Source organism: Blastococcus sp. TF02-09, from assembly GCF_003319105.1.
Lineage (GTDB): Bacteria > Actinomycetota > Actinomycetes > Mycobacteriales > Geodermatophilaceae > Blastococcus.
Genome location: NZ_QOHH01000004.1, coordinates 221,307 through 235,238 on the forward strand (window position 1 = coordinate 221,307; position 13,932 = coordinate 235,238).

Below are 13,932 nucleotides of genomic sequence, written 5' to 3' on the forward strand. Positions count from 1 at the left end.
CGTCCGCCGCGGCCCAACTACCGTGGACGGGTCAACCGCCGACCGCCAGCCGGATGGAGCCTCTCGCCGTGAGCGACAGCACCACCAAGCACGACCCCGCCCGCCTCGACAAGGTCGTGAACCTCTGCAAGCGACGGGGCTTCGTCTTCCCGTCGGGTGAGATCTACGGCGGCACCCGCTCCGCATGGGACTACGGGCCCCTGGGCGTCGAGCTCAAGGAGAACATCAAGAAGCAGTGGTGGCGCACCGTCGTCCAGAGCCGCGACGACATCGTCGGCCTGGACTCCTCGGTGATCCTGCCGCGCCAGACCTGGGTGGCCTCGGGTCACGTCGGCGTCTTCACCGACCCGCTGACCGAGTGCCAGAGCTGCCACAAGCGTTTCCGGGCCGACCACCTCGAGGAGGCCTACGAGGAGAAGAAGGGCCGGCTGCCAGAGCACGGGCTGGCCGACATCACCTGCCCGAACTGCGGCACGAAGGGCGCGTGGACCGAGCCGCGCGACTTCAACATGATGCTCAAGACCTACCTCGGCCCGGTCGAGGACGAGTCCGGCCTGCACTACCTGCGCCCGGAGACCGCCCAGGGCATCTTCGTGAACTTCGCCCACGTCATGGGCGCCGCGCGCAAGAAGCCGCCGTTCGGCATCGGCCAGATCGGCAAGTCCTTCCGCAACGAGATCACGCCGGGCAACTTCATCTTCCGGACCCGCGAGTTCGAGCAGATGGAGATGGAGTTCTTCGTCGAGCCCGGCAGCGACGAGACCTGGCACCAGTACTGGATCGACGAGCGCACCCGCTGGTACACCGACCTGGGCATCTCCCCGGACAACCTGCGGCACTTCGAGCACCCGAAGGAGAAGTTGTCGCACTACTCGAAGCGCACCGTCGACATCGAGTACCGCTTCGGCTTTCAGGGCTCGGAGTGGGGTGAGCTCGAGGGCATCGCCAACCGCACCGACTTCGACCTGAAGACCCACACCGAGCACTCGGGCACCGACCTGTCCTACTTCGACCAGGCCACGAACACGCGCTGGACGCCGTACGTCATCGAGCCCGCGGCCGGCCTCACCCGTTCGCTGATGGCCTTCCTCGTGGAGGCCTACTCCGAGGACGAGGCGCCCAACGCGAAGGGCGGCGTCGACACCCGGACGGTGCTCAAGCTCGACCCGCGGCTGGCCCCGGTCAAGGCCGCCGTTCTCCCGCTGTCGCGCAACGCCGACCTCTCGCCCAAGGCCAAGGACCTGGCCACCGCGCTGCGGCGGAACTGGAACGTCGACTTCGACGACGCCGGTGCGATCGGCCGCCGGTACCGCCGGCAGGACGAGGTCGGGACGCCGTTCTGCATCACCGTCGACTTCGACACCCTCGAGGACCAGGCCGTGACCATCCGCGAGCGCGACTCGATGAGCCAGGAGCGGGTCGCCCTGGACCAGGTCGAGTCCTACCTCGCCGCCCGGCTGCCCGGCTGCTGAGGAGGGGGCGGTGCTGGTCACCTCCCGGTCGTTCGAGGAGTACGAGGCGTTCTTCGGACTCGCTCCGGGTGACCTGGCCGGCACCGTCCTCGACTGCTCGGCCGGCGCCTCGGGATTCGCCGCGACGGCGAACGCACGGGGCGGCCGGGTGACCGCCGTGGACCCTGCCTACCGCCAGGCCGCGGAGCCGCTGGGTGCGGCCGCCGAGGCCGCGCTGGTCGAGGGGGAGGCCATCCTCGCCGAGCACGCGGACCGCTACCTCTGGTCCTGGTACGGGGGTCTGGAGCGGCACCACGAGATCCGCCGGGCGGCGCTCGTGGAGTTCCTCGCGGATCTGCGGCGGCATCCCGAGGCCTACGTGGCGGGCGGGCTCCCGGACCTCCCGTTCGAGGACGGCGCCTTCGACCTGGCGCTCTGCTCGCACCTGCTGTTCACCTGGTCGAACGTCCTCGACGAAGCGTGGCACGAGGCGGCGCTGCTCGAGCTGCTGCGCGTCGCACGCGAGGCCAGGGTGTTCCCGCTGGTGGCCCAGGGGGCCGGCGACGCGGTCCCGTTCCTGCCCTCGCTGGTCGACCGCCTGCGCGGCCTCGGGCACCGGGTGGAGGTCGTCGACGTGCCCTACGAGTTCCAGCGCGGGGCCCGTCGGATGCTGGTGGCCCGGCGCTCCGCCTGAGCGTTCAGTGCGGCTTCTGCCAGACGAGCAGGTAGCGGAAGAACAGCAGCCGGCGCACCCGGACGCCGGGCAGGACGGCGCCGGCCTCGGCCCGCACCTGCCGCGTCGTGAGCTCGCCGTCCTGCACGGGCATGGCGTCGTGGGCGTCCTCGTGGCGGTGCAGCTCGGCCCCGGTGACCGGGCGGGCGGCGGCGAACGCCAGGCCCAGGGCGTGGTGCGCGGCGGCCGCGGCCGCGTCGACCGGCAGCTCGCGGGGCAGGTCCGGGCGGGGGAGGGCGACCGCGGCCAGGACGCCGCCGGGCCGGAGCCAGCCCGCCATCCGGGGCAGCGCCTCGGCCAGCGGCAGGTGGTGCAGCACCGCCGAGCTGAGGACGGCGTCGTAGCTCCCCGGCGGGAGGTCCACAGTCAGCGCGTCGGCGACCCGGACGTCCAGGTGGGGCGGAGCCGACCTGCGCGCCTCCTCGACCATGACCGGGGACCGGTCGAAGGCGTCCACCTGCGGGACCGTGGCCGCGAGCTTCCGGGCGAGGGTGCCCGCGCCGCAGCCGACGTCGAGCACCCGCTGCGCCCCGTCGGGCACCTGGGCGAGCAGCAGGCGGTGGTACCAGCTGTTATGGCTCCAGTCCGTGATCCCCATGCCGGCGAGGATGCCAGACCGTCGGAGTTGCTGCGCGCTTCCGCGGGCCCGCCGCGTCCGTCGACGTTCCGCCGCTGCATACCGCGGCGGGACGTCGATCCGAGCGGCGTGACGTCAGCCGCCGAGGCCGACCCGGTCGTCGGCGCGACTCAACCACCCGTCGTCTCCGGCGGCTCCCGAGCGCCACCGGCCCGCGTCGCGGGGCACCTCGGCGAAGGTGCGGTCCCGCGGGCCCGCCGTCGCCAGCTGGCGACGTACGAGCTGGTCGAGCCGTGGACGTCGGGCCGGTGACATGTCCTCGGCGGCGACCCGGACGAACCGGATGCCCAGGGAACGCAGCAGATCCTCGTCCCGCTTCTCGCGCCACAACTCCTCCTCCGGAGTGCGGCCGTAGCCAGGGCTCCGGTACTTGAGACGGCCGTCGAACTCCACGGCCAGCGCGGCGTCGGAGTACCAGCCGTCGGCCACCTTGACCAGCCTGCCGTCGACCCAGAGCTCAACCTGCGGCACGAAGGCCGGCAGCCCGAGGGCGGCGAAGGTCAGCCGTCCGCAGCTCTCCAACCACGACTCCGCCCGGCCGTCGGCCAGCGCCACCGCGCGGACCGACCGCGGGATCCCAGGCACGCTCGCCTGCCGGGCGAGCACCCGCTCCAACTCGTCCCGCGTGGTCAACCGGCGGAGCAGGGCAGCGTCGACGGCGGCGACCGCATGGACCTCCGGCCACAGGCGGCCCAGGTCGACCACGGTGCGCGCCGCCGTCGTCACCCGGTAGGCGCCCCGGACGGTCGTCTCGTCGTCGGGAAGCCGGGCCTGCGTCATCGACCAGCCCCGCCCCCGACGCCAGCGGTGTGTATCGGTCAGCTGCACGCTGCGCGGTTCGGACATCGGCAGCGGGAGACCCCAGATCCACGCAGCCGTCGCTCCGCTGAAGACGGCCGATGGGCGGTCGAGCACTGCCGCGACCGCCAGTGCGTCGACACCCGGGCGCCGACCGGTCCGCTCGACCTCAGCCAGATCGGTTGCGCTGATGAAGACTCCGGGCCGCAGTCGTACCCAGGCGCCACGGCGCACCGCGGTCGCCACCTCTCGCGGACCCATCCCGTGCGCGGCGAGGTCGGCGGTGGTGAAGATCCCGAGTCGGCGGCGGGCGGGTTCGGCGACGGCCAAGGGCCCGGTGGGGACAGTGCTCACGGGCCGAGGCTGCACCACCGCGACCCGCTCGACGGTCGACCGGACACAGCTGTGGGCAGCCCACCTGCCTGGGGACGGTACGGGCGGCGGGGCCAGACCGGTGCGCCCGGGTGACGGAGCTCGCCGCCTACTCTGGGTGCCGTGACCGCCACTCTCGAGCCGACGACGACGGCGCTCCCGTCGCTGCGGCTCGGAGCGCTCACCGTCGACCCCGCCGTGGTGCTCGCGCCGATGGCCGGCATCACCAACCCGGCGTTCCGGACGCTGTGCCGCGAGTTCGGCGCCGGGCTCTACGTCTGCGAGATGATCACCACCCGCGCGCTGGTCGAGCGGAACGAGAAGACGCTGCGGATGATCCGCGCGACCGCGGACGAGAGGGACGCCTTCTCCGTCCAGCTCTACGGCGTGGACCCGGCCACCGTCGGCCGCGCGGTCGAGATGCTGGTCGACGAGGGCGTCGCCGGCACCCGCCCCGCGCACATCGACCTCAACTTCGGCTGCCCGGTGCCCAAGGTGACCCGCAAGGGCGGCGGCTCGGCGCTGCCGTGGCGCCGCGTGCTGCTGCGCGACATCGTCCGCGCGGCCGTCCGGGCTGCGAAGGACGTCCCGGTCACCATCAAGACCCGCATCGGCATCGACGCCGACCACGTCACCTACCTCGACGCCGGTCGGATCGCCCAGGACGAGGGCGCGGCCGCCGTCACGCTCCACGGGCGCACCGCCGACCAGCTCTACAGCGGCACCGCCGACTGGGCCCCGATCGCCCGGCTGGTCGAGGCCGTGGACATCCCGGTGCTCGGCAACGGCGACATCTGGGAGGCCGACGACGCGCTGCGCATGGTCGCCGAGACCGGGTGCGCCGGCGTCGTCATCGGCCGCGGCTGCCTGGGCCGGCCGTGGCTGTTCGGCGACCTGGCCGCCGCCTTCGCGGGGGAGGACCGCCGCATGCTGCCCGGCCTCCGGGAGGTCGCCGCCGTCATGCACCGGCACGCCACGCTGCTGGCCGAGGAGCACGGCGAGCGGCACGGCTGCTCGGACTTCCGCAAGCACGTGGCCTGGTACCTCAAGGGCTTCTCGGTGGGCTCGGACACCCGGCGCGCGCTGGCCATGGTGAGCGGCCTCGACGAGCTGGCCGACCTCCTCGCCCGCATCCCGGACCAGCCGTACCCCACCGCCGTCCTCGGGGCACCCCGCGGGCGCACCTCCCCGCCGCGGCCGGTCTCCCTCCCCGAGGGCTGGCTGGCCGACCGGGACGACCCCCGGCCCCCCGTGGGCGCGGAACTGGAGACGAGCGGCGGATGACCAGCGGTCCCTTCCTCTACGACGACGACCCGGCGCCGCTGCACACCGGCGCCCCGCAGCGGTCGGGCAAGATCCTGGTGCTGCTCCTGGGCGGCACCGTGATCGCCGCCTTCCTGGCCGTCTGGGCCAGCGTGGCCCTGCGCGGCACCCCGGCGGAGCAGGCGACCGAGGTCACCGGCGTCTTCCTGGCCGCCCTCGCCGCGGACGACACCGAGACCGCGCACGCGCTGCTGTGCGAGGACGAGCGGGCCCGCCTGGCGCCCGACGAGGTCGCCGCCGCCTACGTCGGCGTGGGCTCGCCCGAGCTGGGTGAGCCGGGCCGGGACGGCGACGCGCGCCTGGTGCCGGTCGGGTGGGACGACGGCACGACGTCGGAGTTCACCGTCATCGGTGAGGACGGTCTGCGCATCTGCGGCGTGGACTGACCGGGCCGCCCGCGCCCCGGTGCGGCACGATCGCCTGCACGCGGCAACGGTGCCGGCGAGCGCGGAGGTGCAGGGGCGATGACGAGCGGGACCACCTGGGTCTACGACTTCAGCGAGGGCAGCAGGGACCAGAAGGACCTGCTCGGCGGCAAGGGCGCCAACCTCGCCGAGATGACGAACCTCGGGCTGCCCGTCCCGCCTGGCTTCACGATCACCACCGACGCGTGCCGGTACTACCTCGAGCACGGCGGCACGCCCGACGAGCTGGACGCGCAGGTCACCGAGCACCTCACCGCGCTCCAGCACGCCATGGGCAAGACACTGGGGGACCCGGCCGACCCGCTGCTGGTGTCGGTGCGCTCGGGAGCCGCCGCCTCCATGCCCGGGATGATGGAGACCGTTCTCAACGTCGGCCTCAACGACGAGTCGGTGCAGGGCCTGGCCGCGCAGTCGGGCAGCGAGCGGTTCGCCTGGGACTCTTATCGCCGGCTGATCCAGATGTTCGGCAAGACCGTGCTGGGCATCGACGGCGAGCTGTTCGACGAGGCCCTCGACGAGGTGAAGGCCGAGCAGGGCACCGAGTCGGACCTGGACCTGGACGCCGAGCACCTGCGCGACGTCGTCGCCCGGTTCAAGGCTATCGTGCGCGACCGCACCGGCCGTGACTTCCCGCAGGACCCGCGCGAGCAGATGGACCTGGCGATCAACGCCGTCTTCGACTCGTGGAACTCCGACCGTGCGGTCATCTACCGGCGGCGCGAGCGGATCCCCAGTGACGCCGGCACCGCGGTCAACGTGTGCTCGATGGTCTTCGGCAACCTCGGCATGGACTCCGGCACCGGCGTCGCCTTCACCCGCGACCCGGGCAGCGGCGCGCAGGGGGTGTACGGCGACTACCTGCAGAACGCGCAGGGCGAGGACGTCGTCGCCGGCATCCGCAACACCGTGCCGCTGGCCGAGCTCCAACACGTCGACGAGGGCGCCTACGACGAGCTCATGGGCATCATGTCGACGCTCGAGTCGCACTACCGCGACCTGTGCGACATCGAGTTCACCGTCGAGCGGAACAAGCTGTGGATGCTGCAGACGCGCGTCGGCAAGCGCACCGCGGCCGCCGCGTTCGTCATCGCCACCCAGCTCGTCGACGAGGGCCTCATCGACATGGACGAGGCGGTCCGGCGGGTCACCGGCGACCAGCTGGCGCAGCTGATGTTCCCGCGGTTCGTCGCCGGCGGGAACGCCACCGAGCTGACCCACGGGATGAACGCCTCCCCGGGCGCGGCCGTCGGCAAGGCGGTGTTCTCCTCGGAGGAGGCGGTGCGGTGGCAGCAGCGCGGGGAGCCGGTGATCCTCGTCCGCCGCGAGACCAACCCCGACGACCTGTCCGGGATGATCGCCGCGGAGGGCGTGCTCACCAGCCGGGGCGGCAAGACCTCGCACGCCGCCGTCGTCGCCCGGGGCATGGGCAAGACGTGCGTGTGCGGTGCCGAGGAGCTCCAGGTCGACACGCGGGCGAAGCGGTTCACCGCGCCTGACGGCACCGTGGTGAGCGAGGGCGACGTCATCTCCATCGACGGGTCCACCGGCAAGGTCTGGCTGGGCGAGGTGCCGGTCGAGCCGTCGGCCGTCGTCCGCTACTTCGAGGGCGAGATCGACCCGGCCTCCGACGACGCCGACGACCTGGTGCGCAGCGTGCACCGGATCCTGACCCACGCCGACGAGGTGCGGCGGCTCGCCGTCCGCACCAACGCCGACACCCCCGACGACTGCGCCCGCGCCCGCCGCTTCGGCGCCCAGGGCATCGGGCTGTGCCGCACCGAGCACATGTTCCTGGGCAGCGACCGGCGCAAGCTCGTCGAGCAGCTGATCCTGGCCGACGGCGACGACGAACGGCAGACCGCCCTCGACGCGCTGGAGCCGCTGCAGAAGCAGGACTTCCTCGAGATCTTCGAGGCGATGGACGGGCTGCCGGTCACGGTGCGGCTGCTCGACCCGCCGCTGCACGAGTTCCTGCCCGACCTCACCGAGCTCGCCGTGCGCGTCGCGGTGGCCGAGGAGCGGGGCGAGCCGGACGAGGGCAACCTCCGGCTGCTGGCCGCCGTCCGCGGGATGCACGAGTCCAACCCGATGCTGGGCCTGCGCGGCGTGCGGCTGGGACTGGTCGTGCCGGGGCTGTTCGCGATGCAGGTGCGGGCGATCGCCGAGGCGGCCTGCGAGCGGAAGAAGGCCGGTGGCGACCCGCGGCCGGAGATCATGATCCCGCTGGTCGGGGCGGTGCAGGAGCTGGAGGCGATCCGCGAGGAGGCCCGGCGAGTGCTCGCCGAGGGGTTCGAGCGCGAGGGCTGCGAGGTGCCCGGGCTGCTCGGCACGATGATCGAGGTGCCCCGGGCCGCGCTGACCGCCGGGGAGATCGCCGGCTCGGCGGAGTTCTTCTCCTTCGGCACCAACGACCTCACCCAGATGACCTGGGGCTTCTCGCGGGACGACGTCGAGGCCGCGTTCTTCCACCAGTACCTGGACAAAGGCATCTTCGGCGTCTCGCCGTTCGAGTCGCTGGACCGGGACGGCGTGGGGCGGCTGGTGCAGATCGCCGCCGAGGCCGGCCGGGCCGCCCGCCCGGACCTGAAGCTGGGCGTCTGCGGCGAGCACGGCGGCGACCCCGACTCGGTGCACTTCTTCCACCATGTGGGGCTGGACTACGTCTCCTGCTCCCCGTTCCGAGTGCCGGTGGCCCGCCTGGAGGCCGGCCGGGCTGCGCTGGAGGGCGACCGGGCCGGCTCCTGACGCGCGCATCCCCGCCCGTCCGCTCCGGTCGGTCCGGCGTGGTACCCATGACGCGTGGGGGTGCGGTTGCGGAGCCTGGCGGCACGGGTGGTCGGCGCCGCCCTGCTCGCGGCGCTGCTGCTCGTGGCGGCCACCGCGCTGGCGATCTGGTGGACGGCGCGGCAGGACTCCCGCCCGCAGTCCGACGCGATCGTGGTGCTGGGGTCGGCGCAGTACAACGGCGTCCCCTCGTCGATCTTCGAGGCGCGGCTGGAGCACGCCCTCGCGCTGTACGAGGACGGCGTGGCGCCGACGATCGTCACGGTGGGCGGCAAGGCGCTCGGTGACGCGTTCACCGAGGCCGAGGCGGGGCGCGACTACCTCGCGGCCGCCGGTATCCCCGCCGATGCGCTGCTCGCCGTCCCCGTGGGCGTGGACACCCTGGAGAGCATGCGCGCGGTGTCGGACGCCTTCACCGAGCGCGGCTGGTCCAGCGCCGTCCTGGTCACCGACCCCTGGCACGCGATGCGCGCCGAGCGCATGGCCGCCGACGCCGGCATCACGGCCGAGAGCTCGCCCACCCGGCAGGGGCCGGCGGTGCAGACCCGCGTCACGCAGTTCCGCTACATCCTCCGGGAGACGGCCGCCTACCTGCTCTACCGGGTGACCGGGGAGTCCGTCGCCGGAGCCCCGGGGATCGGCTGAGGAGGCGCGGTGCTGGAACTCGGCAGTACCCGGCTGCTCGGCAGCGGCAGCGGTGGCCGCCCGGTGCTGGCCGACGGCGCCGTCGTCGCCACGCTGCAGGCGTCGGGCTGGAAGGAGCAGGCGAGGGTGGTCATCGGCGGGCACGAGTGGCTGTTCGGCAAGCGCCGGGGTGAGCTGCGGGGCCGCTGGGCGGTCGACCCCGAGGAGTCCGCCCGGCTGCGTGCGCGGCAGGTCTCGTCCTGGAAGGGGACGTGGGTCGCCGACCTCGAGGGGACCCGCGTCGACGTCGAGAAGCTGTCGTTCTGGACGGCCGCCCATCGGTTCGTGTCCGGCGGGCGGCAGGTGGCGCACGGCGGCTCGACCGGCGGCTGGTCGCCGCGGCCCACGCTGACCGCCGTGCCGGGAATGCCCCTGCACCACCAGGTCTTCCTGCTGTGGTTGGAGATGGTCGTCCGCGGCCGCTCGGCGGACGGCAGCGCTGCCGCGTTCGGCGACGGTGGCGGCGGAGGAGGGGACTGATGGCCGGCCGAGGACGCATCCGCGCCGCCGACATCGCGCTGGTCCGCGAGCGGTCCCGCATCGACGAGATCGTCGGCGAGCACCTGCAGCTCAAGAACGCCGGCGGCGGCAGCATGAAGGGCCTCTGTCCCTTCCACGACGAGAAGTCGCCGTCGTTCCAAGTCACGCCCAGCCGCGGGCTCTACCACTGCTTCGGCTGCGGGGTGGGCGGTGACGTCATCTCGTTCATCCAGCAGATCGACCACCTCTCCTTCTCCGAGGCCGTGGAGCTGCTGGCCAACCGCGCCAACATCGAGCTCAAGTACGAGGACGACGGCGGGCGCCCCACGGCCGGTCCGGACCGCGCCTCGGGTGGCCAGCGCGCCCGGCTGGTCGCCGCCAACGCCGCCGCCGCGACCTTCTTCGCCGAGCAGCTGCGCACCCCGGACGCCGCACCGGCCCGGCAGTTCCTCGCCGAGCGCGGGTTCGACCGGCAGGTGGCGCTGGACTTCGGCTGCGGCTTCGCCCCCGGCGGCTGGGACGCGCTCACCCGGCACCTGCGCGGCGCCGGCTTCAGCCAGCAGGAGCTGGTCACGGCGGGCCTGGCCAAGGAGTCGTCGCGGGGCACCCTGATCGACCGCTTCCACCGCCGGCTGATCTGGCCCATCCGCGACATCACCGGCGACGTCATCGGCTTCGGCGCCCGCAAGCTGATGGACGACGACCCGGGCCCCAAGTACCTGAACACCCCGGAGACGCCGCTCTACAAGAAGAGCACCGTGCTCTACGGCATCGAGCGGGCCAAGCGCGACATCGCCAAGCGCCACCAGGCCGTCATCGTCGAGGGTTACACCGACGTCATGTCCTGTCACCTGGCCGGCGTCACCACCGCCGTCGCCTCGTGCGGCACGGCGTTCGGCGGCGAGCACATCAGCGTGCTGCGCCGGCTGCTCATGGACCAGGACGAGTTCCGCGGCGAGGTGGTCTACACCTTCGACGGGGACGCCGCCGGGCAGGCCGCCGCGATGAAGACGTTCAAGGAGGACCAGCGCTTTGTCGCGCAGACCTTCGTGGCGGTGGAGTCCGAGGGACGCGACCCGTGCGAGCTGCGCCAGGAGCAGGGGGACGCCGCGGTGCGCGACCTCATCGCCCGGCGGTCGCCGCTGATCGAGTTCGTGCTCAAGACGACGCTGGCCGACTACGACCTGGACACCGTCGAGGGGCGGGTCGCGGCGCTGGAGAAGACCGCTCCGCTGCTCGCCCAGATCAAGGACCACGCGCTGCGGCCGGCCTACGCGCGGCGGCTGGCCTCGCTCATCGGCGACACCGACGAGGCCGACGTCCTGGCGCGGGTGCGCCGGCACACCGGCGAGGGCGCCCAGCAGCCGTCCCGCGGCCGTCCGCGGACGCCGCAGCGCACCCCGGACGATGCCGCGATCGCCATCGAGCGGGAGGCGGTCAAGGCCGCGCTGCAGGTGCCCGAGCTCGCCGGGCCGGCGTTCGACGCCGTGCCGTCGTCGGCCTACACCGATCCGGACTACGCCGCGGTGGCCGCTGCCGTCGGCGCCGTCGGGGGAGCGGCCGGCGCGACCGTGACCGGGCCGGCCTGGCTGGACCTGGTCGCCGAGCAGTGCGACCGGGAGAGCGCCCGGGCCCAGCTGACGGCGCTGGCCGTCGAGCCGCTACGGTCGACGGGTGAGGCCGACGCCGGGTACGTGACCGCCGTGATGGCGCGGCTGCAGGAGATGGCCACCGTGCGCGAGGTCGCGGCGCTCAAGGGCCGCCTGCAGCGGATGAACCCGGTGGAGAGCGGCGACGAGTACATGAAGGCGTTCAAGCAGCTCATGGACCTCGAGCAGCTGGCAATCTCGCTGCGCAAGCGCGCCATCGGCGGCCTCGAGTGAGCCTGCTCGACGCGGTCCGGCGCCGGTTCGCCCGCGCGCCGGAGGCGGTGCGTGCCGCGCTGCCCGGCGACGAGCAGGTGCTGGCGTGGGGGTCGCTCACCCGCGACGAGGGGTGGCTGGTGGCCACCGACCGCGGGCTGCGCCGGCTCGCTGCCGACGGCGCCGCCGGGGAGCCGCTGCCGTGGCACGAGGTGGGCTCCGCGTCGTGGTTGGCCGCGGGGGAGACCGGCGGCGTCTTGCGTGTCGTCCCGCTGGCCGAGGTGGAGCCGGGCGTGCAGGCGCGGCAGCCGGAGCAGCGCCACGTGCTCGCCGACGCCGGCGACCTGCCCGCCGTCGTGCGCCGGCGGGTCGACCAGACGGTCGTGGCCAGTCAGCGGTTCCCGCTGCCGGGCAGGGGAGGGGTGCTGCTGGTGGCCCGGCGGATCCCCGGCCGGCCGGGACGCGAGTGGACCGTCGTGTTCGACGACGACGCCGACCGCGCCGATCCGGTGGCGCGCGATGCGGCCCGGCAGAAGCTCGCGGACCTCGTGGCGGCCGAGCAGCCCGAGTAGCTCAGCGGGGGGTGTCGGTGCCCATCTTCGCCCGGAGCGAGGAGAGGGCGTCGTCGGCCCGGGCCTGCGCCATGCCGGCCAGGCTCTGCAGGCGCGGGTCGTCCTTCGCGCGGTCCCAGCCCTGGCGGATCTGCTCGTAGCGCTCGCGGCCGGCGCGGGCCCCGAGCACGTAGCCGGCGCCGAATCCGGCCAGGAACGACAGCTTGGCCACGGGGTACCTCCAGGACAACGGGAGCGGAACAGTCGATGACGCTACCTGTGAGCATCGTCGCCGTCGGACACGGCCGAGGGGGGCGAGGCCGCCCCGGACCGTTGCGGTAGTCTCGTCGGCGCCAGCGGGTGCTCGCGCCCGCTCATCCCCCGTAGCTCAATTGGCAGAGCATGCGACTGTTAATCGCAGGGTTACTGGTTCAAGTCCAGTCGGGGGAGCAGAACGAGGCCCCGACCAGCGGAGACGCCGGTCGGGGCCTTTCCTCTTCCGAGGCAAGGGTGGAGCTGGCACTCTCTAGGCACTCAATACCGAGCGCCGGAGGTGCCCCGATGGGCCGTCCACCGCTGCCGCTGGGCACCAGCGGCAGAGTCCTGTTCGCCACCATGTCCAACGGCATGGTCAAGGCACGGGTCAAGTTCCGCGACTGGGACGGCGAGGTGCGGCTGGTTTCCAAGACTGCGGCCTCCCGGGCCGCCGCGGAGCGTGCGCTCAAGGTGGAGCTGACCGTCCGCCGTTCACCCGGCGGCACCGGTGCTCTCACCGCCGGCACGCGGGTGTCGGCGTTGGCCGACGCCTGGCTGGCCGCCGAGCACGGCTGGTCGACCGGAACCGAGCGCACCTACCGCTCGACGGTGCGCACCCAGGTGATCCCGGCGTTTGGCCGGTTGTGCCTGCGTGAGATCACCCCGGGAACCGTGAACCGGGCGCTGACCACGATCGCCCAGCGCAGTGGCCCGGGAGCGGCGAAGACGGCTCGAGCGTGCCTGTCCGGGATGTTCGCGCTGGCGATCGCGGACGGCGCGGTGACGTCCAATCCCGTGCGTGACGCCGGCGCCCGGCTGAACACGACCGCGAAGAAGGCGCCGCGGGCGCTGTCGGTCGAGGACACCGGGCGGATGGTCGAGCTGTTCCACTCGAGCCCACGGGCTGCCGCGCTGGACCTCGCCGACTTGGTCGACTGGATGCTCGCCACCGGTGCCCGGATCGGCGAGGCGCTGGCGCTGCGGACGGGGAAGGCGGATGGCCGGCCGCTCCTCGACCTGGATGCCGGCACCTGGGAGGTCAACGCCACCGCGGTGCGGGTGCCGAAGCAGGGGATGGCCGTGCAGCCTCGGACCAAGACCGCGGCCGGCTGGCGGATCGTCGCGGTGCCGCAGTTCGCGGTCGAGATAGTGCGTCGGCGGCTGGCCTCGCCGCTCCGGCCGGACACCGCGCTGGTGTTCCCGACGCCCGTGTCCGGCACGCTGCGGGACCCGACGAACGTCTCCACCGACCTACGCCAGCTGTTGGACGGCTTCGAGTGCGAAGCGTGCGCTGGGGCCGGCGTGCGCCCGGTGCCTGGCGGCCGACCGGTCCGGTGCACCGAGGGGCCGTGGTCGTGGGTCACCTCGCACACCTTCCGCAAGACCGTCGCCACCCGACTCGACGAAGCCGGCTTCACTCCGCGCCAGGTGGCCGACCAGCTCGGTCACGCCAACCCGTCGATGACCCTGGACGTCTACTTCGGCCGCCAGGTGGTCAGCGCCGAGGCCGCTCGAGTGCTCGGTCGCTGACCAGCGCGGGCGCCGCCGGCGGATCTTTGGCACGAGAGCAGGGCGGC

The 13,932-nt window shown here is 73.3% G+C and carries 13 protein-coding genes and 1 tRNA gene; 11 read left to right on the plus strand and 3 right to left on the minus strand.

Translation table 11 applies throughout. The annotated features are described in order from the left end of the window. Nucleotides 1-53 precede the first annotated feature (53 nt). Together DQ239_RS08475 and DQ239_RS08480 are read left to right on the plus strand one after the other, a co-directional pair. Nucleotides 54-1,472, plus strand: coding sequence for a glycine--tRNA ligase (locus DQ239_RS08475; protein ID WP_113833965.1), 1,419 nt, complete (start codon nucleotides 54-56; stop codon nucleotides 1,470-1,472). A 10-nt stretch (nucleotides 1,473-1,482) separates the two neighbouring features. Next, nucleotides 1,483-2,145 carry a methyltransferase domain-containing protein gene (locus tag DQ239_RS08480; protein ID WP_113833966.1) on the plus strand — a complete coding sequence of 221 codons (663 nt, stop codon included), beginning with the start codon at nucleotides 1,483-1,485 and terminating at the stop codon, nucleotides 2,143-2,145. A 4-nt stretch (nucleotides 2,146-2,149) separates the two neighbouring features. On the opposite strand, the gene DQ239_RS08485 is transcribed toward DQ239_RS08480, so the two are convergent. Both DQ239_RS08485 and DQ239_RS08490 read right to left on the minus strand, forming a co-directional pair. Next, nucleotides 2,150-2,782 carry a class I SAM-dependent methyltransferase gene (locus DQ239_RS08485; protein WP_199582776.1) on the minus strand — a complete coding sequence of 211 codons (633 nt, stop codon included), beginning with the start codon at nucleotides 2,780-2,782 and terminating at the stop codon, nucleotides 2,150-2,152. Between the two features lie 114 nt (nucleotides 2,783-2,896). Beyond that, nucleotides 2,897-3,973 (minus strand): type IV toxin-antitoxin system AbiEi family antitoxin domain-containing protein, encoded by a 1,077-nt coding sequence (locus DQ239_RS08490; protein WP_158544802.1) that lies wholly within the window; start codon nucleotides 3,971-3,973, stop codon nucleotides 2,897-2,899. 141 nt (nucleotides 3,974-4,114) lie between these two features. Here DQ239_RS08490 and dusB point away from each other — a divergent pair, with 141 nt between their 5' ends. The 7 genes from dusB to DQ239_RS08525 all read left to right on the plus strand — a co-directional run bounded on the left by dusB (nucleotide 4,115) and on the right by DQ239_RS08525 (nucleotide 12,121). After that, nucleotides 4,115-5,275, plus strand: a complete 1,161-nt coding sequence (gene dusB / locus DQ239_RS08495; RefSeq protein WP_113833967.1) for a tRNA dihydrouridine synthase DusB — start codon at nucleotides 4,115-4,117, stop codon at nucleotides 5,273-5,275. After that, complete coding sequence (locus DQ239_RS08500) at nucleotides 5,272-5,700, plus strand: hypothetical protein (RefSeq protein WP_113833968.1); 429 nt, start codon at nucleotides 5,272-5,274, stop codon at nucleotides 5,698-5,700. Before dusB ends, DQ239_RS08500 begins: the two co-directional genes overlap by 4 nt. Before the next feature lie 78 nt (nucleotides 5,701-5,778). Continuing rightward, nucleotides 5,779-8,484, plus strand: a complete 2,706-nt coding sequence (gene ppdK, locus DQ239_RS08505; protein ID WP_113833969.1) for a pyruvate, phosphate dikinase — start codon at nucleotides 5,779-5,781, stop codon at nucleotides 8,482-8,484. A gap of 54 nt (nucleotides 8,485-8,538) precedes the next feature. Beyond that, a complete protein-coding gene (locus DQ239_RS08510) occupies nucleotides 8,539-9,168 on the plus strand; it encodes a YdcF family protein (RefSeq protein WP_113833970.1) in 630 nt (209 codons plus the stop codon). A 9-nt stretch (nucleotides 9,169-9,177) separates the two neighbouring features. After that, a complete protein-coding gene (locus tag DQ239_RS08515; RefSeq protein ID WP_113833971.1) occupies nucleotides 9,178-9,687 on the plus strand; it encodes a hypothetical protein in 510 nt (169 codons plus the stop codon). Beyond that, the gene (gene dnaG / locus DQ239_RS08520) at nucleotides 9,687-11,570 is read left to right on the plus strand and encodes a DNA primase (RefSeq protein WP_113833972.1); all 1,884 of its coding nucleotides are present in this window, start codon (nucleotides 9,687-9,689) and stop codon (nucleotides 11,568-11,570) included. The genes DQ239_RS08515 and dnaG overlap by 1 nt, the downstream gene beginning before the upstream one ends. Continuing rightward, complete coding sequence (locus DQ239_RS08525) at nucleotides 11,567-12,121, plus strand: hypothetical protein (protein WP_113833973.1); 555 nt, start codon at nucleotides 11,567-11,569, stop codon at nucleotides 12,119-12,121. The genes dnaG and DQ239_RS08525 overlap by 4 nt, the downstream gene beginning before the upstream one ends. 1 nt (nucleotide 12,122) lies before the next feature. Here the strand turns inward: DQ239_RS08525 and DQ239_RS08530 are convergent, their stop codons facing one another. Beyond that, nucleotides 12,123-12,332 carry a hypothetical protein gene (locus DQ239_RS08530; protein WP_113833974.1) on the minus strand — a complete coding sequence of 70 codons (210 nt, stop codon included), beginning with the start codon at nucleotides 12,330-12,332 and terminating at the stop codon, nucleotides 12,123-12,125. Nucleotides 12,333-12,477: 145 nt separating this feature from the next. On the opposite strand from DQ239_RS08530, the gene DQ239_RS08535 reads away from it, so the two are divergent. After that, nucleotides 12,478-12,550: transfer RNA gene (locus tag DQ239_RS08535), tRNA-Asn, on the plus strand. Nucleotides 12,551-12,661: 111 nt separating this feature from the next. Further along, nucleotides 12,662-13,885, plus strand: a complete 1,224-nt coding sequence (locus DQ239_RS08540; protein WP_158544803.1) for a tyrosine-type recombinase/integrase — start codon at nucleotides 12,662-12,664, stop codon at nucleotides 13,883-13,885. Nucleotides 13,886-13,932: the final 47 nt, after the last annotated feature.